A 19,703-nucleotide genomic window follows, 5' to 3' on the forward strand; every position below is an offset into this window, starting at 1 on the left:
GATCATCCGCCAAGAAAGCTCCGGCGGACTTCCTCATCGGCAAGAAGCTCTTTTCCTGTTCCGGTGTGGGCGTTTCGGCCTTGCACCAGAACATACCCCTTGTCCGCAATCTCAAGCGCCTGACGTGCGTTCTGTTCGACCATCAGGATCGGAATGCCGGTGCGGGCCACTTCGATAATCCGATCGAACAGTTCGTCCATCACAATCGGAGAGACACCGGCGGTCGGTTCGTCAAGCATCAACACTTTTGGTTGGGTCATCAACGCCCGGCCCACAGCCACTTGCTGGCGTTGTCCGCCTGACAGTTCGCCTGCGGCCTGATGCCGCTTTTCCTTGAGGATCGGGAACAGATCATAGACCTGTGTCATCGTGTCCTTGAAGTCATCGGTGCGAATGAAGGCACCCATCTCCAGATTTTCCTCGACACTCATCGACGTGAAGATGTTCGAGGTCTGGGGCACAAAGCCCATCCCCTTGATCACGCGATCCTGCGGAGAAAGCTTTGTGATATCCTCACCATCCAGACGCACTGCGCCCGAATGAACATTCAGCATCCCGAATAGCGCCTTCATCGCCGTGGATTTGCCTGCACCGTTTGGTCCGACAATCACGGCGATCTCACCTTTTTCGGCGGCAATTGTGCAGCCATGCAGAATATCGGGGCCTTTGCCGTAGCCACCCGTCATGGAGTCGCCGATCAGGAATGGATCACTCATGGTCGGCTCCTTACGCGGCTTATACCATCATCTATCAATGCCAGAAAACTATTGTGGAACGTGTCTTGATCATCGGTGAGACTGAAAAAGGTATCCGGTTTTGATGTCGGTTGTGACGTCGCAAAAAACCCAATCCCGTTTTTGAGATAGCGAATTGTCACAAGATGGAGTTCATGGCTTCCATCTGTCTTCTCGATGAGGACAGTTCGGTTCGTCGGCCTCATGCTGTTCGGTACATCAAACGTTACATTCCCCCTCAGAATCGCGCCGTTCTTCATTGGCATACCGATATCCACCCCTTCAAACAGCAGCGCGTGCAAAAGCAAAAATGTCTCTTCTGACGAAAGCAATCTTGGAGCGTTTTCCGCCATTGGAGAGATCACGAACCGCGCGTGTTGGTTGTCAGAATAACTGTAGGACACAGTGTTTTCGGAGTAGGTTCCATCAAGAAGCGACCAGGCTGTTCCCTTACGACAAAACCGAACATCAATTGAAATATCGTCGCATTCTGGTGCAGCCGGCGCACTTTCAAAACTGTTGGGCGCATCTGCTGATGAGAAGAATTTTGGGCTTTCCGTCCCATCCGCCGTTTGCGCGAAAGCCAGACCCGGACTCAGAATGAGTGCAGTCAGAGCGAGCCCGATGGCGACTCGGTGATAGATCGAACGAGTTGCCAAGGCATTCATACTGTTGCCACCTGATCTTTGTTCTTCAGGCCTGTGCCCAGATACGCCTCGATCACTTGCTCGTTCGCTTTGATCTCGGCCAGTGTGCCTTCGGCCAGCACTTTGCCTTCGGCCATACAGATCACCGGATCGCAGAGCCGTCCGATGAAATCCATATCGTGTTCGATCACAACGAAGGTGTAGTTGCGTTCCTTGTTCAAGCGTATGATCGCATCCCCGATCGTATTGAGAAGGGTGCGGTTTACCCCGGCGCCGACTTCGTCGAGAAAGACGATCTTGGCGTCGACCATCATCGTGCGGCCAAGTTCGAGCAATTTTTTCTGCCCGCCGGATAGGTTACCCGCTTTTTCCTCTTTCAGGTGTTCGATCGTCAGAAACTCGATGACTTCGTCAGCCTTCGCTTTCAGTGCACGTTCCTCGTCGGCAATCCGTTTGCGTCCAAACCATGAATTCCAGATCGCTTCACCGGATTGGTCCGCTGGCACCATCATCAGGTTTTCGCGCACCGTCATGGACGAAAATTCATGCGCGATCTGGAAGGTCCGCAGCAATCCCTTGTGAAACAACTCATGCGGTGGCAGGACGGTGATATCTTCGCCCGCCATTGTCACGCGTCCTGACGTTGGTTTCAGAACGCCTGCGATCACGTTGAAAAGTGTAGTTTTTCCGGCGCCATTGGGTCCGATAAGGCCGGTAATTGATCCCGGTTCAATCGACAGGCTAGCGCCATCGACGGCGCGAAAACCACCAAAGGTTTTCACCAAGTTTTCAACGACAATCATCTTCCATCCCCTGACACGTCTGACGCGTGTCTTCTTGTACAAACAGCGCGGGCGAACCCGCGCTGTTCAAGTCTTCTAGACCGGCGACTTAGCGATAACCGATTGTCGAATAGACGCCATCGGCAAACTCGACTTCCTGATAGTTACCGGCGGATTCACCAGGTCCGATCAGTTCGACGGCAGATGCGCCGACATAGTCGATGTCTTCGCCTGCTTTCAGCAGTTCAAGCGCCTTGCCCAATTCACCCGGCATGATTTCCACGCCCGGCGCGTTTGCAACGTCAAAGACGTGGTCTTTGAAGTCTGCCGAGTCTGCGGACCCAGCAGCCTGCATTGCCAGCATGATCAGTGCAGCGGCATCATAGCTTTCAGGGGCGAACGCGCCTGTGCCATCGAAACCGGCTGCTTCTGCCAGTTCGACGAACTTGCCAGCACCAGCGTTGTCAGTCCCGGGATATGCGCCGAATGAGCCATTCATTTCGCCGCCGAAGTTTTCGTTGAGCTTTTCGCCGACCATGCCATCCGGCACATAGAATGTGTCGAATGCGCCCGTGTCGAGCGCTGCGCGGATAACACCGGAACCACCCTGGTCAACATATCCTGCAACGACGAGCACTTCGCCGCCAGCAGCCGCCAGTGCACCAACTTCGGCAGAGTAGTCGGCCTTGCCGTCTTCATGTGCCGCAGAGATGGTGACCGTTCCACCACGCTCTTCGAAGGCGGCCTGGAAGGCATCTGCCAAACCCTTGCCGTAATCGTTATTTGTGTATGTGAGCGCGACGTTCGTGAAGCCACGATCGGTCAGAATGTCGGTCATGATGACGCCCTGGCGTGCATCAGAAGGCGCTGTCCGGAAGAACAGACCGTCGTCTTCAGCTGTCGACAAGCCGGGTGATGTCGCGGACGGCGAAATCATGACGACCCCGTTCGGGCGTGCGACGTTCTGCAGGATTGCGCCGGTGACACCGGAACAATCCGCACCCATGATCGCGTTCACACCGTCGGATGTGATCAGACGTTCAGCAGCAGCTGTCGCGGCACCGGAGTCGATGCAGGTGGAGTCGCCGCGCACGGATGTGACTGTTGCACCGTCCAGCAACATTCCGGATTCAGTGACTTCGGCCATTGCCAGCTCAGCGCCGGCACCCATGGCCGGTGTGATCGATTCCAGCGGGCCGGTGAAGCCCAGGATGACGCCGATCTTTACGTCGGTCGCGTGGCCATCTGCCAGTGCGCCGCCTGCGATCAATGCGGTGGCCGCAGAGGCCATCAGTAGTTTTTTCATGAGTATTCTCCCTATCGGATACGTTTTATCCTGATGGGAGACCTTAGCAGCGGCAGCAGGAATGAAAAGTGCTATCACGCAGGAAATCCGGTTGTTTCACCTGTCTTTTTCGGCAAATAAGCCTGCCTTAGTCCCGGAAGATCGCCGTTGATACGGTGTAGCGCATGACTTGCATGTCGCTGACGCTGATCTGGTCCCGTTTGAGATCGGCCACGGTTGGTTTCGTCGGATTGGTTCCGATATCTTTGAGGAAGATCGCAGATGCCACTGCCTGATCCAACTTTGCGATATTTCGCGCATTTGGCGTTGCGAATTCGCTTAGATCAATTCCCTGAAGTGTTTCGCAGGCGGCAAGATCGCAGGTGAAACGAACATTTATATGGGTGATGAAGTCGATATCCGTCAGCAGGATGGTATTGCCGTCATGGTTGATCGAAGGTCCGGTTTCAGCAGGAACCCAACCGGTTCCGCTTTCGTCTTTGACGTAGTTCGTGTTCGTGCCTGTATATTCGTTTCTGACTGTAAGCGCATATGAACCTGCCAGTTCCGGAAATTGTGCGGTGATCGCCGCCTTGATTGCTTCTTCTTCGTTGGACCTGTGCCACTGTTCGTCAGCGCTGGACCAGCGATACGGTAGATCAACGTCGAAGCTGTATTGATAGTCGCGATACTGCGTTGGGAGGACGATCCCGAATTGATCGGTATTGCTTGCGATTTTGTCTTTCAGTGCTTCGGCTTCGTCCATAGTGAGAGAGTCTGTGACGACGCGGACAGCGCGAGCGTTGGGGCGCAGTTCTGACAGATCCATGCGGCGCGTGCGGCAATAGGCATGCTCGCCGATCATCCGTTGGTCTTTGACCACCCAAAGGGCTTTGCCCGCGCCACCGCAATACATGGGTTGCGCATCGATGTTGAACATTTCCCCAAGAAAGCGCCGGCCGTAGATACCGATTTCCGCGGCTGCGACGGTTTGAGGCTCCGTAACTGCGAACCAGCCGTCACTGCCGTCCTGGAACACGAAGACGTCCGCTTGCGCGGGAGTCGTATCCAGAAGCGTGAACAGGCTGACCCGCTCTAATTTGGCGAGTGCGCGATATTCAGCGATGGCACCGAACGTAAGTTGGTAGACCGTCACCACAACGACAATAAAGCCGATAAGAAATCCGACGCCGATACGTCCAAAGACCTGCCGATTTGAAACCGGTTTCCGCGTCATACTGACAGGCGTGCAGCCTGCGTTCCGCGTTCACGGTATGGTGTGGTGTGGTAATGTGACCGGTAGCATTTTGAGAAATGCGATGGTGATGCAAAACCGCAGGCGAGCGCGACATTGATGACTGTCATATCCGTCTGCATCAGCAGATTGCGGGCCTTTTGCAGGCGCAGTTCCATGTAATAGCGCTTTGGGCTTCTGGACAGGTAGCGGCGAAAGAGCCGTTCCAGCTGCCGCGTGCTCATCCCGACGTCTTTGGCAAGGACGGCGGGGCTGATGGGCTCTTCGATGTTCTGTTCCATCATTTGAATGACACGCGACAGTTTTGGGTGGCGCACGCCGATCCGGGTCGGGATTGACAGGCGTTGCGTGTCCTGGTCGGTGCGGATCGACGAATAGATCAACTGGTCGGCCACCGCATTTGCCAGTTCTTCGCCGTGATCGTCGGCAACGATCTTGAGCATCATATCGATGGAGGCTGTGCCGCCCGCTGTCGTGATCCGGTTGCCGTCGATCACGAAAACAGATTTCGTCAGGATCACATCTTCGAATTCTTCAACGAAACTGTCCTGGTTTTCCCAATGGATCGTCGCTTTCTTTCCGTCGAGCAGGCCAGCCTTCGCCATGGTGTAGCCGGCCGTACAAAGACCGGCGATCGTTACACCGCGCCGTGCCTCGCGCCGGATCCAGTTGAGCGTTCGCTTGGTTGTGGCTTCGGCGACGTCGATCCCACCGCATAGCATGACCGTGTCGTCGCGATCCAGCTCTGTCAGGTCATCTTGTAGTTGGAACACGCAACCATTCGAACAAAGCGCCGTTTCCCCGCCTTCGCCAATGATGCGCCAGCTATAGAGTTCGCGTCCTGCGGTACGATTCGCGATGCGGAGGCTTTCGACCGCACTTGCGAAGCAAAGCATGGTGAATTGGTTCATGAGCACAAATACGAACCGGCGCGGTTTTCCGTTGTGCTGAACAGCGATAGTCTGAGATTCGATCGGCATAAATTGTCCTGCGCCGTAGTTGCCGCCACAGCCAACACGTTTTGCAGCTTGGGTTCAATAGCGATAACATGAATGGTGCCCCTTTGTGAGGGAGGCATTTTGCGTTGGACCTGACCGCATTGGGCTGTATACGGTGCCTCTGAAATCGCAAATTCAAGTGTAAATGGAGCAAGACAATGGCTGACTGGCAAAAATCTGACTGGCGCAAAATGCCCCGGGTCCAGATGCCTGAATATACTGACGCTGCTGCGTTGGAGTCTGTAGAAGGCCGTCTTGCCAGCTATCCGCCATTGGTTTTTGCAGGCGAAGCCCGCCGGCTGAAAGACCATCTGGCCAAGGTAAGCCGGGGCGATGCATTCTTGTTGCAGGGCGGCGACTGTGCTGAAAGCTTTGAAGAGTTCAACGCCGACACGATCCGTGACACCTTCAAGGTCATGCTGCAGATGGCCATGGTTCTGACCTACGGTGCAAAAGTGCCTGTGGTCAAAGTGGGACGGATGGCTGGCCAGATGGCAAAACCCCGGTCTGCCCCGACCGAAACTGTCGATGGCGTGGAACTGCCTAGCTACCGTGGTGACATCATCAACGGTTTTGACTTCACCTCTGACTCCCGCATTCCTGATCCTGAGCGGATGCTACAGGCCTATTTGCAGGCCGCGGCCACGCTGAACCTGCTGCGCGCCTTTTCTACGGGTGGTTATGCCGATGTACGCAAAGTGCATCAGTGGACGCTTGGTTTCACGGACGCGAATGAGGTCAAGAAATACAGCGAGATGGCCGCCCGTATCGGCGATACGCTTGATTTCATGAAAGCGGCCGGGCTTGACGGTGACACCAACCACGAATTGCAGACTGTTGAATTCTACACATCGCATGAAGCCTTGCTGCTGGAATATGAAGAGGCGTTGACCCGCATGGATTCGACGTCTGGCAATTGGCTTGCAGGTTCCGGCCATATGATCTGGATCGGTGACCGGACACGCCAGCCTGACGGTGCGCATGTTGAATTCTGTAAGGGCGTGCTGAACCCAATCGGGTTGAAGTGCGGCCCCTCGATGACAAGTGGCCATCTGAAATCGCTCATGTCGTCACTAAATCCCAACAACGAGGCGGGTCGCCTGACTTTGATCGCTCGCTTTGGTGCCGGTTCCGTTGGTGAGCACCTGCCGCGCCTGATTAAGGCCGTGGAAGAAGAGGGTGCCAATGTCGTTTGGACTTGTGATGCCATGCACGGCAACACCATCAAGTCCTCCACCGGCTACAAGACCCGTCCTTTCGAGTCGGTTCTGCGCGAAGTGAAAGAATTCTTTGCCGTACATAATGCTGAAGGTACTGTTCCCGGTGGTGTCCATTTCGAGATGACCGGCAAGGATGTCACGGAATGCACCGGGGGCGTTCGTGCTGTTACAGACGAAGATCTATCGGATCGCTATCACACGGCCTGTGATCCACGCCTGAATGCAAGCCAGTCGCTTGAGTTGGCGTTTCTGGTTGCGGAAGAATTGTCAAAGCGGCGCACCCAACTGGACGCAGCAAAAGCGAGCTAAGTCAGATTTAATGACTTCGATGATGAGAGAGGCCTTGCCTGAAAAGGGGGAGGCCTTTTTCATTACTGGCTGATCGCCGGTTCAGCCTGATCATCATAGCTGGTGTTGTCGACGACCAGCCGGATGTTGGGTTGGGTGGTCTCATGCCCGTCCAGTGTTTTACTGCGTTGTCCGCCCCGACGATCTGGAAAATAGCCTTCCTGAATATCGCAAAGCAGATCGCGGTTCTGGTCAATTTCCCATTTGTGCGCTTTTGGTTTCAGCACTTTTTCAGGGACGATAACACCAATGATCCGGCTCAATGCGCCCTCTGCGTCGCGCATGGGCAGAAGCAGGCATTCGGCGCGCACGGCTTTGCGCCCGAAGCCTTGTGGCGCTGAGAGCGGGATACGCACGATTGCAGGGAGCGCCAAAGTCGCATCGATCAGTTCCATTATCGTGTCCTGTGCGCGGGACGCGAAGAAAATTGCAAATGACTGCCCACGGGGATCGCTGCGAAGCATCTCGTGCAGCTTCTGACCGGCGACACGGACACGCGCCGAACAAGGTTCGGTCACATGCAGCATGAATGTATAAGGCAGCGCGAGGTCCATCTGCATCGGGTCCAATCGGTGACGCAGCGGCGTGAGTTCATTGCCGCACATCCTACGCCAATTCTGTTCCACCGAGCGCAGAATGTCCTGACCGGCCTGATCGAGGATCGTGTCGCCTTGGTTGTGAGAATTGCGAAGAATAGGGCCCATCTTTCCTTTGATCCGTGTTGTGATTGCTTGCAGGAACTATGCATTAACGGCTTGTTCATATCACTTAAGAAAGAATTAATGGGTTAATGCAGCGTCCGGCGGGACTTGCCCTTTGATCCGCTTTTCCCTTAGGTGCGTGCGACACTGACCCGAGGACGAGACCGTATGATCCATTCGATGACCGCTTACGCCAGCAAGACCGGCGCATTGGATGGCATGTCTTGGATGTGGGAAATGCGCGGCGTTAATGCGCGTGGGTTAGACATACGGCTGCGTTTGCCAGACGGGCTGGACGGGCTGGAAACTGCACTTCGCACAGCAATGAAGGCCCATTTGAAGCGCGGCAGCATTACTGTGTCCCTGCGTCTGACGCGCGACGACAATGATCAGGGACTTGCGTTGGACGAGGCGCAGCTGGACCGCGTGCTTGCGGCCCTGGATACGGTGCAGGACCGCGCTTTTTCCATGGGTGTGACCCTTGGCCAGCCGACTGCCGCTGACGTCTTGGGACATCGGGGCGTTGTCGTGCAGGGCAAGTCGAACACCGATGACGGAGCACTTGTCAAAGCGCTCATCGCTGAAATCGAACCGATGCTGGCAGATTTCGTGGCGATGCGCGCTGCGGAGGGCGAAGCGATTGAGGTAATGCTCAAAGGCCAATTGGCCGAGATTGACGACCTTGTGGTTGCCGCCGACAAGGCCGTTATGGCCCGCAAGGATGTCGCCGCGCAGAATTTCCGTGACGCAGTCGCCCGCGTGGTCAGCGAAGCTGAACTTGATGAGGCACGCCTTGTGCAGGAACTGGCGATGCTTGCGGTCAAACAGGACGTGACCGAGGAAATCGATCGCTTGAAGGCGCATATCGATGCCGCCCGTGACATGATTGCAAGCGACACACCCATGGGTCGCAAGCTGGATTTCCTGGCACAGGAATTTAACCGCGAGGCGAATACGCTTTGTTCTAAGTCGCAAAATACCGCGCTAACAGCGCTTGGATTGGATCTGAAGGCTGTGATCGACCAGATGCGTGAACAGATACAGAATGTGGAATAACTGATGGATCGTCGGGGCCTATTGATCGTTCTGTCGTCACCGTCAGGTGCTGGAAAATCAACTTTGACTGGTCGATTGCGGGATTGGGATGACAGCCTGCGGTTTTCGGTGTCAGCAACCACGCGGGAGCCACGTGACGGCGAAGTCGATGGGGAACATTATTTCTTTGTCAGCGTCGATGAATTTCAACGTCAGGTGAATGATCGCGAAATGCTGGAGCATGCGCGGGTCTTTGGCAATTACTACGGATCACCCAAGGCCCCGGTCAAAGCGGCCATCGATGCCGGAAAAGACGTGCTGTTTGATATCGATTGGCAGGGTGCCCAGCAGATCGCGACATCGGATCTCAAGGACCATGTATTGTCGATCTTCATCCTGCCGCCGTCGATCTCGGAACTGCACCGGCGCCTTGTCAGCCGTGGACAGGATGATGCGACGGTCATCGAAGGGCGGATGCAGAAATCATGGGACGAGATCAGTCATTGGGACAGTTATGACTATGTGCTGATAAATGACGATCTGGACGAAACAGAAGCGCGTCTGAAAACGATCATCAGTGCGGAAAGACTTCGGGCATCCCAGCAGCCGGGATTGATGGATCATGTTCGGCGACTGCAACAGGAATTCGAGGAACGCTGATGCTGTATGAATTGGATGGAGAGTCGCCTGAAGTCGCGGATGATGCATGGGTCGCGCCGGGTTGCCATATCATTGGCAAGGTCAAGTTGCATGCGCGTAGTTCTGTTTGGTTTAACAGTACCTTACGCGGCGATAATGAAGTGATCGAGGTCGGGTCTGGCAGCAACGTGCAAGAGAACTGCGTGATGCATACCGACATGGGTTTTCCATTGACGATTGGCGCAGGTTGCACGATCGGCCATAAAGCAATGCTGCACGGGTGCACGATCGGCGAGAACACTTTGATCGGGATGGGTGCCACGGTGCTGAATGGTGCCGTGATTGGTCGCGATTGCCTGATCGGGGCAGGGGCGTTGATCCCGGAGGGGAAAGAGATTCCTGACGGTAGTCTGGTGATGGGCATGCCCGGCAAAGTGGTGCGCAGTCTTGATGTAGGCGCGATCGAAGCGCTTAAGGCATCTGCATTGCACTATCAGCAAAACGCCGTGCGCTTTGCGAAGGGTCTGAAGGCCGTCGATTAAAGGTCGGGAAAGATCTTTGAAAGATCAACAATGTCGAAATCAAGCTGCGGCGCGATTTGCGAAACTTCTTCGCGGATCAGTTCGACATTCGGGATGTTATTCGTCAGTACGCGATAACTGCCAGTGTATACCATCTGGCCGAGTTTGCGGGCGATTTCGACAGCGTCGAATTCGCGGGTCACGAGCGTGGACAGAATAACGGTCGGATTATGTTTCCGAATGAAGCACGTATCAATGTCTGACACGTCGGCAAACATGAAACCTTCGATGGAAGGGATAATCCGGCCTGCTGCTTCCCAGTCGCGCAGGTCTCCGATCACAAGCGTCAGCGGGACAATTTTGCCCTCCATGACCTGGTCGTCATTGGTCGCCGTGTTGAACTCCAGCATCGCTTTCAGAACCTTGATCTCCCCCAGCCACAAAAAAATGATTAATCCAGCGGCAGTACAAACACCAGATACATAGTTCAAGTGGGAATTATATGGGAATAACCACTGTCATTTGCCATTTTCCAACGTTATGACGTTGCGAGTTTTGTTCCGGGAGAACGCTTTTGAATGGCGTGCTAGACGCTGAATTAATTGAGACTCTTCCGTTCCCGGTTCTGGTGATCGGCGACGATCAGATGATCGCGGCCACAAACGCGACGTCGCGTCAGCTATTGGGTGATCACGTTGTCGGGCGACATTTTAGCACTGCACTTCGCCAGCCAGCACTGCTGGACCGAATCGAAGCGGTCATGGCGAATGGTGCGCCGCTCGAAGCATCGTATCTTGGCCGAGAGGCAGGGCGCGACACAACTTACACCGTCCATATCGCATCGGCGGGGCAAGCGGTTGTCCTGACATTTCAGGATCGCACAGCGGCGGAAGACATTTATCAGTTTCGGACAGATTTCGTGGCGAACGTCAGCCACGAGTTGCGGACACCACTTACCGCACTGCTTGGCTTCATCGAAACCTTGCGCGGCCCGGCGCGTGATGACGCCGCTGCCCGTGACCGGTTTCTTGAGGTCATGGCACGTGAGGCGGGGCGCATGGCGCGATTGGTCGATGATCTGCTATCGCTTAGCCGGTTGGAAGCGAAAGAACGTGTCCGCCCATCCGGCAGTGTTGTCCTTGCAAACGTTGCACAGAGCGCGCTTGCTGAATTGCAGCCGGTCACAGATGCTGCTGGTGCGACAATCCGTTTCGAAGATCAAAGCGGTGGTGCCAACATCGCTGCGGAAGCGGGAGAATTGCGTCAGGTTATCGCAAATCTCATCGAAAATGCTGTTAAGTACAGCGAACCAGGAAGCGAAATCGCCCTATCATTAAATGCACCGGCGCATGAAGCACGGCTGCGGGGCGTCGGGGTGCGTCTGGTGGTTCGGGACGCAGGATTTGGGATTGCGCCGCATCACATTGCCCGTCTGACTGAACGGTTCTACCGCGTAGACAATCACCGGTCGCGCGAAGTTGGTGGGACGGGTCTTGGTCTTGCGATTGTCAAACACATCGTCAACCGTCACAGGGGTCGATTGCTGATAGAAAGCATCGAAGGCGAGGGGACAACCGTGACGGTGATCCTGCCGGTTCTGGACGATCAGTAAAGGCTTTGGAGACCTGACAGTTTATAGGCCGCGTTGACGAAGGCATAGCCCAGCGCGTAGCCGATCACGTAACTGGCAAACATGATGTTCGTGGCGTAGTTGCGCGCTCGGTTCCAGATCACGCCCGCAAGTCCGACGATCAGGGCACCATTTCCAAATCCAAACATGAACCAGACACCCAGCTGTTCGTCGCCTTCGCTGAAATAGCCCGGATCGAAGACCATCTGCGTGAGTGCGGCAAACAGGACGCCGAGCGGTAGGAGGAAAAAGGATACGAAACACGCAAGAAGAATCGCAGGAACCGAGCGGCCGATTGGCGTTTCATTTATCTCAACACGCTGGATCGGTGCGGGGGTGTCCCGATTGATTGCGTTCAGGCGTTCGACATAGTTCACGGTGGTCATGCGTATCTTTCGTTTGTTTTCGTAGTCTTACGAGAGAAATTTGGCGCCGTTGTGGCGTGAGTTTGATACCATTCTCCCTGTCTCCGCGTCTTGTCATAAAAGTTTTACACAACCGTCACAAAAGCTTTGTCGAGCAGGGCGAAAACGCTGGCAATGGTGCCATGGCTCGCTTGGTGCCGATGCTTGACAGACAGGAGTTTTGACATGTCGATCATGAAACTGACCGCTTCCACACTCACCATCACGGCATTCGCAGCAACGTCGGCTGCTGCACGTGATAACGTTCAGGTTGCCGGTTCTTCGACTGTGCTGCCGTATGCCGCAATTGTCGCAGAATCGTTTGGCGAGAATTTCGACTTTCCGACCCCTGTCGTGGAGTCTGGTGGATCGTCCGCTGGGCTGAAGCGGTTCTGCGAAGGTGTTGGTGAAAACACCATCGACATTGCAAACGCGTCGCGCGCGATCAAAGAATCCGAAATGGAAGCCTGTGCCGCTGCTGGTGTGACCGACATCATTGAAGTGCGAATTGGTTATGACGGGATCGTCTTTGCGTCAGACATCGATGGCAACGGGTTCGCTTTCACCCCCGAAGACTGGTACAAGGCCGTTGCCGCAGAGCATTTCATCGACGGTGAGCTGGTGCCGAATTCGTTCACGAACTGGAATGAAGTGAACCCTGATTTCCCCGATCAGCCGATCCAGGCGTTCATTCCCGGCACAAAGCACGGTACGCGCGAAGTGTTTGAAGAGAAGGTCTTGCTGGCTGGCTGCGAAGAGGGCGGGTTCCTTCAAGCCATGTTGGACGCCGGCGTTGATGAGGACACGGCTGAAGGCAAATGCATGGCGGTCCGCACGGATGGCCTTTCGGTTGATGTAGATGGTGACTATACCGAAACGCTTGCACGTATCGACGCTGACGCAAACGGCATCGGCGTTTTTGGTTTGGCTTTCTATGAAAACAACACTGACAAGCTGCAGGTCGCAACGATGTCGGGCGTCGTGCCAACCACCGACTCGATTGCCGCTGGTGATTACCCGGTTTCCCGTCCGCTTTATTTCTATATCAAGGCGGCCCATATCGGTGTCATTCCCGGCGTAAAGGAATTTGCGGAGTTTTTCGTATCTGATGATATGGCTGGCCCTGACGGACCACTTGCCGAGTACGGCCTTGTATCCGATCCGCAATTGCCTGACGTGCAAGCCACGGTCGCTGATGAAGTCACACTGACGAACTGAATATGTCTTTGGCCGGTGGCGCGACGGTGCCACCGGCCTGCCAATACATGACTGGGTGGCTGCCATGCTCTCGACCCCTTTGATTGTGATCCTTTGTCTGTCGATCGCAGGTTGGTTTATCGCGAAGTCGCGCGCGCTTCAGGTTTCCGGCGGCGATCAGCGCAAGCTGGCGTCACTTCCAAAACAGCACGCCTTGAATACGGCGTTATCGACAGCGCTGCCACCGCTTGCACTGATGATTGCCTGGCTGGTCGGAATGCGCGTAGCATCGGAAAGCACTGGGTCCCCGACGCTTTTTCATATCGTGACGATAGGGCTGGCGGTCGCTGGACTCGCGCTCTCGGTTTTGCGGATATCGCCGGACTTTCGGGCGCGCACCGCTTCTGAGCGCTGGGTCATGGCACTTTTGATTTTTGCTTCGACGGTCGCCATTCTGACGACCGTCGGCATTGTTTTTTCCATGCTGTTCGAAACGCGGAACTTCTTCAGCCAGTATGACTGGCGCGACTTCTTTTTTTCATCGACATGGTCGCCAAATTTCCGAGGAGACTCTGACCTTGGCATTCTGCCGCTTCTCTGGGGCACGCTTTACATCAGTTTCATCGCACTTGCCTTCGCTGTTCCAGTCGGGATGTTCGCGGCGATTTACCTGTCGGAATACGCCGGGCCACGGATGAGAGCGGTCGCCAAGCCTGCGATTGAAATCCTTGCTGGCATTCCAACTATCGTTTACGGCCTGTTTGCGTTGATCACTGTCGGCCCATTTTTGCGCGACTATTTCGCATCTCCGATGGGTTTCGGGCAATCGGCGTCTTCGGTCATGACGGCTGGCCTTGTTATGGGCATCATGCTGATCCCCTTCGTGTCATCCCTGTCCGACGACATTATCAACGCCGTGCCGCAATCGATGCGTGATGGCTCGCTTGGGCTGGGCGCGACGAAATCCGAAACGATCCGGCAGGTCGTGGTCCCGGCGGCACTCCCTGGAATTGTCGGCGCGATCCTGCTTGCGGCATCGCGGGCCATCGGCGAAACGATGATCGTCGTGTTGGGGGCCGGTGCTGCCGCGCGTCTTTCGCTTAATCCGTTCGAGGCGATGACAACCGTCACGGTCAAGATCGTGAGCCAGCTAACCGGCGATACCGATTTCGCCTCGCCTGAAACGCTTGTCGCGTTTGCCCTTGGTTTAACGCTATTTGTCATCACTTTGGCGCTGAACGTCCTCGCGCTTTATATCGTGCGCAAATACCGGGAGCAGTACGAATGAGCGATCTGTCGGTGGATACGCTGAAACATAAATCGTCCCTGCTGAGGGTCGATGGCCGCACGAAAAAGCGGAACGCGGCAGAAGCACGGTTCAAGGCCTATGGGTTCTCGGCGATCATTGTCGCGCTTTTTGCACTGGTAATCCTGCTGACTTCGGTGCTTGGGAACGGACTGTCGGCTTACAAGCAGACATTTATCAATCTTTCGATTGCGTTGCCTGAAGACCAGTTGGACAAATCCGGCGTGCGTGATTTGGACGTCATGAAGAAAGTGACGACGATTGGCTATGCCAAGCTGCTGAATGCTGCGATGGCACAGACGGTCGAAGCCGCAGGGATCGAAACCGAATTGTCCGAAAAGGAATTGGGCGGGCTGATTTCGAAAGAGGCCGCAGCAACAGTGCGGGACATGGTGCTGTCCGATCCGGCATTGGTCGGGACAACCATCGAAGTGCCTTTGCTGATGACTGGCCGCGTCGATGGCTTTTTCAAGGGCCGTGTGACGATGGAAAGCGCAGCGCTGGACAGCAATACATCGCCCGAAGAACTGGCGGTCGCTCAGGCACTGGCAGATCAAGGCGTCGTTTACACAGGTTTCAATTGGGGTTTCCTGACGATGCCTGATGCCTCTGACCAGCGCCCCGAAGCGGCCGGATTGGGAGTGGCTTTCCTTGGCTCGCTTTACATGATGATTGTCGTGCTGGTTTTGGCGCTTCCGATTGGTGTGGCCGCTTCGATCTATCTGGAGGAATTCGCGCCGAAGAACCGTTGGACTGACGTCATCGAGGTCAACATCTCCAACCTCGCGGCCGTGCCGTCGATTGTTTACGGGATCCTCGGCCTCGCCATCTTCATCAACTTCATGGAATTCAACCAGTCTTCGCCTTTGGTGGGTGGACTGGTCCTGACGCTGATGACCCTGCCCACAATCATCATCTCAACCCGCGCTGCGCTGAAATCGGTGCCGCCTTCGATCCGCGATGCGGCATTGGGGGTTGGGGCGTCCAAGATGCAATCTGTTTTCCATCATGTTTTGCCGTTGGCTGCACCTGGCATCCTGACTGGGACAATCATCGGACTGGCACAAGCATTAGGCGAGACGGCCCCGCTATTGCTGATTGGCATGGTTGCCTTTGTGCGCGAGTATCCCGCCGCATATTCGGAAGACGCTGGCCTGTTCGGGGAAGCCGCGACCGCATTGCCGGTTCAGGTCTTTAACTGGACGCAGCGGGCTGACCCCGGCTTTGTAGAACGGGCATCTGGCGCGATCATCGCCTTGCTGGTCTTCCTTTTGATTATGAATGCAATCGCGATCTATCTGCGTCGCAAGTTTGAGCGCCGGTGGTAAGAGAGATATGATGAACCAGATGACAGCAGTGGATCGGAAAACAAGCACGATGCAAGACACCAAAATCAGTGCCAGAGACGTGCAGGTTTATTACGGCGAAAACCACGCGATCAAAGATGTCGACGTTGACATCGCGGATAAGACCGTCACCGCTTTTATCGGTCCGTCGGGTTGTGGGAAATCCACCTTTCTGCGGTGCATCAATCGCATGAACGACACCATTGATATCTGCCGCGTGACTGGGAACATCACGATTGACGGTGAAGACATCTATGATGCGCGCGTCGATCCGGTGCAACTGCGTGCGAAGGTCGGTATGGTTTTTCAAAAGCCGAACCCATTTCCGAAGTCGATCTATGACAACGTGGCCTATGGCCCGAAGATTCACGGTCTGGCGCGCAACAAGGCAGAGCTTGACGAGATCGTCGAGAAAGCGCTGCGTCGCGGTGCGATCTGGGACGAGGTCAAAGACAGGCTGGACGCACCTGGGACGGGATTATCAGGCGGCCAGCAGCAGCGCCTATGCATCGCGCGGGCCGTCGCGACCGAACCCGAAGTTCTGCTGATGGACGAACCCTGTTCCGCGCTTGATCCCATCGCAACCGCGCAGGTCGAAGAGCTGATTGACGATCTGCGTCAGCGTTATTCAGTCGTCATTGTTACGCATTCGATGCAGCAAGCGGCCCGTGTTTCGCAAAAGACAGCGTTCTTCCATCTCGGGAACCTCGTTGAATTTGGCGACACAGACAAGATTTTTACCAACCCGGAAGATCCACGCACAGAGAGCTATATCTCTGGCCGGATCGGGTAAGGAGCATTTCATGAACGAGCATATTTCATCGGCCTACGACCGCGATCTTGAAGGGCTCTTTGCGCTGATCATGCGTATGGGCGGCAAAGTCGAAGAGGCGATCCTGAATGCTGCGAAGTCCCTTGAGCATCGCGATCTGGAGCTTGCTGCCGAAGTTCGCAAAGGGGACAAGGAGATTGACGCGCTTGAGCTTGAAATCAACGAAGTTGCTGCGCGCATAATTGCGCTGCGCGCCCCTGTATCCAAGGACTTGCGGTCAATCCTGACGGTGTTGCGGTTGGCGGCCAGCCTTGAACGGATTGGCGATTATGCCAAGAACATCGCCAAACGGACCACAGTGCTTGTTGATGTGGCTCCGATCAACGGTTCTGACGCTGCCTTGCGCCGGATGGCCCGCGAAGTTCAAGGGATGCTGAAGGATACGCTTGACGCCTACATTCGAGGTGACGCGGAAGCGGCCGAGGATGTGCGTCAGCGCGATCAGGAAGTCGATCAGATGTATAATGCGCTGTTCCGCGAGTACCTGACATTCATGATGGAAGATCCCCGCCAAATCACGCCATGCATGCATCTGCATTTTATGGCAAAGAATATCGAGCGTATGGGTGATCTGACTACAAACATGGCCGAGCAGGTCATTTATCTGGTCACAGGTGAAATGCCGGAAGAGGCCCGTCCGAAAGATGATCGGACAGCCTATGTCGCCGGTGTGAGCTAAGCGCATGAATGGGCCACAACCCCATGTTTTGATTGTAGAGGATGAACCCGCCCAACGTGAGGTTCTTGCCTACAATCTGGAAGCAGAAGGGTTTCGCGCCACACGCGCTGAGGACGGCGAAGAAGGCCTGTTGCTGGCCGCCGAAGACCCCCCCGATGTCATCGTGCTTGACTGGATGATGCCGAACCTGTCTGGGATCGAAGTCTGCCGCCGTTTGAAAATGTCGCCGGACACACGCGCCATACCGATCATTATGTTGTCGGCAAGGTCAGAAGACATAGACAAAGTTCGTGGCCTTGAGACCGGTGCGGATGATTATGTGGTCAAACCCTATTCAGTCTCTGAATTGATGGCTCGCGTGCGCACGCAGTTGCGCCGGGTCCGACCTGCGACGGTTGGCCAGATCCTTGTTTATGAGGATATTCAGCTTGATGCCGAAACCTATCGCGTTTCGCGCGATGGTACCGAGTTGAAACTGGGGCCGACTGAGTTTCGGCTTTTGTCTACGTTTATGGAAAAGCCGGGTCGGGTCTGGTCTCGCGATCAGCTGCTTGATCGTGTCTGGGGCAGGGATATCTATGTCGATACGCGCACCGTTGACGTGCACGTTGGTCGGTTGCGCAAGATTCTCACCTCGACAGGCGGAGCTGATCCGGTCCGGACAGTGCGCGGTGCAGGCTACGCTCTTGGCTAGTCGGCCCACGGACCATGTTGATCCTTGCTGCCATTGATGTGTTCAAAACCGTGGCGTCCAAAATAGTCCCGCTGGCCCTGAATCATATTTGCTGTTCCGCGTGCGGTCCGCATCGCGTCGAAATAGGCAAGGCCAGAGCTTAGCGCTGGCGTCGCTGTTCCATGCAGGGCGGCCTGGGCCACGACTTGGCGCAGTGCGATATGCGAGGCTTTGAGCTTTTTTGCGAAGTGCGGCGCGAACATGAGATTGCGATGGGGATCTTCGGACAGGGCTTTGGCCATATCATCCAGCATCGCAGACCGGATGATGCATCCAGCGCGCCAAACCTTTGCGATGTCTGGCAAGGGCAATGACCAATCAAATTCGATAGACGCCTTGGCGATCATTTCGAAACCTTGAGCATAGCAAATAATCTTTCCGGCGATAAGCGCTTCTTCAAGTTGATCGACACCGAGAATATCGTGCGGAATCCGGTGGGGGGCGGCCCCAAACAGTTCTTCGCCTTTGGCCCGGATTTGCCGCTGTGATGACAGGTTGCGCGCAACCACCGCAGCTTCGATTGCGGGGATCGGTGCAGCGAGATGCTGTGCTTCGATCGCCGTCCAGCGACCGGTCCCTTTTTGCCCCGCGGCGTCTACGATAGCATCAAGCATCGGCCCTTCGGTTTCGGGGTCGATCGCGGCTGCTACCGCTGCCGAGATTTCAACAAGATAGGATTGCAATGGACCCGCGTTCCAGCGATCAAACACTTTGCTGATTGTCGCTGCCCCGAGGCCGAACCCGTCGCGCATGATCCCGTAGACTTCGGCGATCATTTGCATGTCTGCATATTCGATACCGTTATGAACGGTTTTGACGAAATGCCCTGCGCCTTCCTCGCCCATCCAGGTCGCGCAGGGCTCTCCCTTATGATCGGCTGCGATGGCTTTCAGGATGTGGGACACACGGTCCCATGATGTCTTTGGACCACCGCCCATGATTGATGGACCGTACCGTGCCCCATCTTCGCCACCCGAGACGCCGATACCCAAAAAGGCGAGATCGCCGGTTTCAGCGGCGCGACGGTTTGTGTCGCGAAAGTTTGCATTGCCCGCATCGATGATCATGTCATTGGCGTCGAGCAAAGGACGCAGTGCCTCGATCTGATCATCGACAGGTTTTCCTGCTGGTACCATCAGAATTATTGCGCGTGGCGGTGTGATTGCGGCGACAAGTTCTGCGAGCGTTTCTGTCGGCGTGATCCGTTGCGAAAGTTCACCGGCGTCATCGACGAATTCTTTAACTTTGCTTGTAGTTCGGTTGAACACCGCCACATCGAAACCGTTATCTGCGATATTGAGTGCGAGGGCCCGACCCATCGTTCCCAGCCCGATCAAACCGATTTCGCTTTTGCTCATAGAAACCTCCGCTTACAGTCGTTTCGGCAGCGTATGGCAGTACCGTCCACGGA

At 55.4% G+C, this 19,703-nt stretch carries 21 protein-coding genes; 11 read left to right on the forward strand and 10 right to left on the reverse strand.

All coding sequences use genetic code 11. The annotated features are described in order from the left end of the window. Positions 1-2 precede the first annotated feature (2 nt). The 6 genes from BMY44_RS04960 to BMY44_RS04985 form a co-directional block, all read right to left on the reverse strand. Positions 3-716: an ABC transporter ATP-binding protein gene (locus BMY44_RS04960; protein WP_089990983.1), complete on the reverse strand. Its 714-nt coding sequence runs from the start codon at positions 714-716 to the stop codon at positions 3-5. Then, complete coding sequence (locus BMY44_RS04965; protein WP_089990984.1) at positions 713-1,402, reverse strand: hypothetical protein; 690 nt, start codon at positions 1,400-1,402, stop codon at positions 713-715. The genes BMY44_RS04960 and BMY44_RS04965 overlap by 4 nt, the downstream gene beginning before the upstream one ends. Beyond that, positions 1,399-2,184 (reverse strand): ABC transporter ATP-binding protein, encoded by a 786-nt coding sequence (locus BMY44_RS04970; RefSeq protein WP_089990987.1) that lies wholly within the window; start codon positions 2,182-2,184, stop codon positions 1,399-1,401. Before BMY44_RS04970 ends, BMY44_RS04965 begins: the two co-directional genes overlap by 4 nt. An 88-nt stretch (positions 2,185-2,272) precedes the next feature. Continuing rightward, complete coding sequence (locus BMY44_RS04975) at positions 2,273-3,469, reverse strand: ABC transporter substrate-binding protein (protein WP_089990989.1); 1,197 nt, start codon at positions 3,467-3,469, stop codon at positions 2,273-2,275. A gap of 127 nt (positions 3,470-3,596) precedes the next feature. Further along, entirely contained in the window at positions 3,597-4,685 is a 1,089-nt protein-coding gene (locus BMY44_RS04980; RefSeq protein ID WP_089990991.1) for a hypothetical protein, read from the reverse strand. Beyond that, positions 4,682-5,683, reverse strand: a complete 1,002-nt coding sequence (locus BMY44_RS04985) for a GlxA family transcriptional regulator (RefSeq protein ID WP_089990994.1) — start codon at positions 5,681-5,683, stop codon at positions 4,682-4,684. The genes BMY44_RS04980 and BMY44_RS04985 overlap by 4 nt, the downstream gene beginning before the upstream one ends. A gap of 176 nt (positions 5,684-5,859) precedes the next feature. Between BMY44_RS04985 and BMY44_RS04990 the strand changes: the two genes are divergently transcribed. Next, positions 5,860-7,230, forward strand: a complete 1,371-nt coding sequence (locus tag BMY44_RS04990; RefSeq protein ID WP_089990997.1) for a class II 3-deoxy-7-phosphoheptulonate synthase — start codon at positions 5,860-5,862, stop codon at positions 7,228-7,230. A 62-nt stretch (positions 7,231-7,292) separates the two neighbouring features. Here BMY44_RS04990 and BMY44_RS04995 read toward each other — a convergent pair whose 3' ends face one another. Then, positions 7,293-7,973, reverse strand: coding sequence for a PAS domain-containing protein (locus BMY44_RS04995; protein WP_089991000.1), 681 nt, complete (start codon positions 7,971-7,973; stop codon positions 7,293-7,295). A 165-nt stretch (positions 7,974-8,138) separates the two neighbouring features. On the opposite strand from BMY44_RS04995, the gene BMY44_RS05000 reads away from it, so the two are divergent. The 3 genes from BMY44_RS05000 to BMY44_RS05010 are packed head-to-tail and all read left to right on the forward strand — an operon-like array spanning position 8,139 to position 10,186. Next, positions 8,139-9,026 (forward strand): YicC/YloC family endoribonuclease, encoded by an 888-nt coding sequence (locus BMY44_RS05000; protein WP_089991003.1) that lies wholly within the window; start codon positions 8,139-8,141, stop codon positions 9,024-9,026. A 3-nt stretch (positions 9,027-9,029) separates the two neighbouring features. Beyond that, complete coding sequence (gmk, locus tag BMY44_RS05005) at positions 9,030-9,665, forward strand: guanylate kinase (RefSeq protein WP_341349645.1); 636 nt, start codon at positions 9,030-9,032, stop codon at positions 9,663-9,665. Continuing rightward, entirely contained in the window at positions 9,665-10,186 is a 522-nt protein-coding gene (locus BMY44_RS05010) for a gamma carbonic anhydrase family protein (protein WP_089991010.1), read from the forward strand. Before gmk ends, BMY44_RS05010 begins: the two co-directional genes overlap by 1 nt. Here BMY44_RS05010 and BMY44_RS05015 read toward each other — a convergent pair. Continuing rightward, a complete protein-coding gene (locus BMY44_RS05015) occupies positions 10,183-10,575 on the reverse strand; it encodes a hypothetical protein (RefSeq protein ID WP_131801573.1) in 393 nt (130 codons plus the stop codon). The two genes, BMY44_RS05010 and BMY44_RS05015, sit on opposite strands and share 4 nt — an antisense overlap. A gap of 173 nt (positions 10,576-10,748) precedes the next feature. On the opposite strand from BMY44_RS05015, the gene BMY44_RS05020 reads away from it, so the two are divergent. Then, on the forward strand, positions 10,749-11,777 hold the full coding sequence (locus tag BMY44_RS05020; RefSeq protein WP_341349653.1) for an ATP-binding protein: 1,029 nt from the start codon (positions 10,749-10,751) through the stop codon (positions 11,775-11,777). On the opposite strand, the gene BMY44_RS05025 is transcribed toward BMY44_RS05020, so the two are convergent. Continuing rightward, positions 11,771-12,181, reverse strand: coding sequence for a hypothetical protein (locus BMY44_RS05025; protein ID WP_089991016.1), 411 nt, complete (start codon positions 12,179-12,181; stop codon positions 11,771-11,773). The two genes, BMY44_RS05020 and BMY44_RS05025, sit on opposite strands and share 7 nt — an antisense overlap. 204 nt (positions 12,182-12,385) lie before the next feature. Here BMY44_RS05025 and BMY44_RS05030 point away from each other — a divergent pair, with 204 nt between their 5' ends. The 6 genes from BMY44_RS05030 to phoB all read left to right on the forward strand — a co-directional run bounded on the left by BMY44_RS05030 (position 12,386) and on the right by phoB (position 18,253). Then, on the forward strand, positions 12,386-13,417 hold the full coding sequence (locus tag BMY44_RS05030) for a substrate-binding domain-containing protein (protein ID WP_089991019.1): 1,032 nt from the start codon (positions 12,386-12,388) through the stop codon (positions 13,415-13,417). 64 nt (positions 13,418-13,481) lie between these two features. Continuing rightward, positions 13,482-14,684 (forward strand): phosphate ABC transporter permease subunit PstC, encoded by a 1,203-nt coding sequence (gene pstC, locus BMY44_RS05035; RefSeq protein WP_089991022.1) that lies wholly within the window; start codon positions 13,482-13,484, stop codon positions 14,682-14,684. Next, positions 14,681-16,030 (forward strand): phosphate ABC transporter permease PstA, encoded by a 1,350-nt coding sequence (pstA, locus tag BMY44_RS05040; RefSeq protein WP_207510484.1) that lies wholly within the window; start codon positions 14,681-14,683, stop codon positions 16,028-16,030. The genes pstC and pstA overlap by 4 nt, the downstream gene beginning before the upstream one ends. A 10-nt stretch (positions 16,031-16,040) precedes the next feature. Next, complete coding sequence (gene pstB, locus BMY44_RS05045; RefSeq protein WP_089994565.1) at positions 16,041-16,841, forward strand: phosphate ABC transporter ATP-binding protein PstB; 801 nt, start codon at positions 16,041-16,043, stop codon at positions 16,839-16,841. 10 nt (positions 16,842-16,851) lie between these two features. After that, complete coding sequence (phoU, locus tag BMY44_RS05050; protein ID WP_089991025.1) at positions 16,852-17,559, forward strand: phosphate signaling complex protein PhoU; 708 nt, start codon at positions 16,852-16,854, stop codon at positions 17,557-17,559. Between the two features lie 4 nt (positions 17,560-17,563). Continuing rightward, positions 17,564-18,253: a phosphate regulon transcriptional regulator PhoB gene (phoB, locus tag BMY44_RS05055; RefSeq protein WP_089991027.1), complete on the forward strand. Its 690-nt coding sequence runs from the start codon at positions 17,564-17,566 to the stop codon at positions 18,251-18,253. Here the strand turns inward: phoB and gndA are convergent. Continuing rightward, positions 18,250-19,650: an NADP-dependent phosphogluconate dehydrogenase gene (gndA, locus tag BMY44_RS05060; RefSeq protein ID WP_089991030.1), complete on the reverse strand. Its 1,401-nt coding sequence runs from the start codon at positions 19,648-19,650 to the stop codon at positions 18,250-18,252. The genes phoB and gndA overlap by 4 nt on opposite strands. Between the last annotated feature and the right edge of the window lie 53 nt (positions 19,651-19,703).

The sequence above is a fragment of the Cognatiyoonia koreensis genome (assembly GCF_900109295.1).
Taxonomy (GTDB): domain Bacteria; phylum Pseudomonadota; class Alphaproteobacteria; order Rhodobacterales; family Rhodobacteraceae; genus Cognatiyoonia; species Cognatiyoonia koreensis.

Coding starts and splice junctions, on each gene's coding strand:
- BMY44_RS04960 (WP_089990983.1), bottom strand. CDS start 716: ATGAGTGATCCATTCCTGATCGGCGACTCCATGACGGGTGGCTACGGC.
- BMY44_RS04965 (WP_089990984.1), bottom strand. CDS start 1,402: ATGAATGCCTTGGCAACTCGTTCGATCTATCACCGAGTCGCCATCGGG.
- BMY44_RS04970 (WP_089990987.1), bottom strand. CDS start 2,184: ATGATTGTCGTTGAAAACTTGGTGAAAACCTTTGGTGGTTTTCGCGCC.
- BMY44_RS04975 (WP_089990989.1), bottom strand. CDS start 3,469: ATGAAAAAACTACTGATGGCCTCTGCGGCCACCGCATTGATCGCAGGC.
- BMY44_RS04980 (WP_089990991.1), bottom strand. CDS start 4,685: ATGACGCGGAAACCGGTTTCAAATCGGCAGGTCTTTGGACGTATCGGC.
- BMY44_RS04985 (WP_089990994.1), bottom strand. CDS start 5,683: ATGCCGATCGAATCTCAGACTATCGCTGTTCAGCACAACGGAAAACCG.
- BMY44_RS04990 (WP_089990997.1), top strand. CDS start 5,860: ATGGCTGACTGGCAAAAATCTGACTGGCGCAAAATGCCCCGGGTCCAG.
- BMY44_RS04995 (WP_089991000.1), bottom strand. CDS start 7,973: ATGGGCCCTATTCTTCGCAATTCTCACAACCAAGGCGACACGATCCTC.
- BMY44_RS05000 (WP_089991003.1), top strand. CDS start 8,139: ATGATCCATTCGATGACCGCTTACGCCAGCAAGACCGGCGCATTGGAT.
- gmk (WP_341349645.1), top strand. CDS start 9,030: ATGGATCGTCGGGGCCTATTGATCGTTCTGTCGTCACCGTCAGGTGCT.
- BMY44_RS05010 (WP_089991010.1), top strand. CDS start 9,665: ATGCTGTATGAATTGGATGGAGAGTCGCCTGAAGTCGCGGATGATGCA.
- BMY44_RS05015 (WP_131801573.1), bottom strand. CDS start 10,575: ATGCTGGAGTTCAACACGGCGACCAATGACGACCAGGTCATGGAGGGC.
- BMY44_RS05025 (WP_089991016.1), bottom strand. CDS start 12,181: ATGACCACCGTGAACTATGTCGAACGCCTGAACGCAATCAATCGGGAC.
- BMY44_RS05030 (WP_089991019.1), top strand. CDS start 12,386: ATGTCGATCATGAAACTGACCGCTTCCACACTCACCATCACGGCATTC.
- pstC (WP_089991022.1), top strand. CDS start 13,482: ATGCTCTCGACCCCTTTGATTGTGATCCTTTGTCTGTCGATCGCAGGT.
- pstA (WP_207510484.1), top strand. CDS start 14,681: ATGAGCGATCTGTCGGTGGATACGCTGAAACATAAATCGTCCCTGCTG.
- pstB (WP_089994565.1), top strand. CDS start 16,041: ATGAACCAGATGACAGCAGTGGATCGGAAAACAAGCACGATGCAAGAC.
- phoU (WP_089991025.1), top strand. CDS start 16,852: ATGAACGAGCATATTTCATCGGCCTACGACCGCGATCTTGAAGGGCTC.
- phoB (WP_089991027.1), top strand. CDS start 17,564: ATGAATGGGCCACAACCCCATGTTTTGATTGTAGAGGATGAACCCGCC.
- gndA (WP_089991030.1), bottom strand. CDS start 19,650: ATGAGCAAAAGCGAAATCGGTTTGATCGGGCTGGGAACGATGGGTCGG.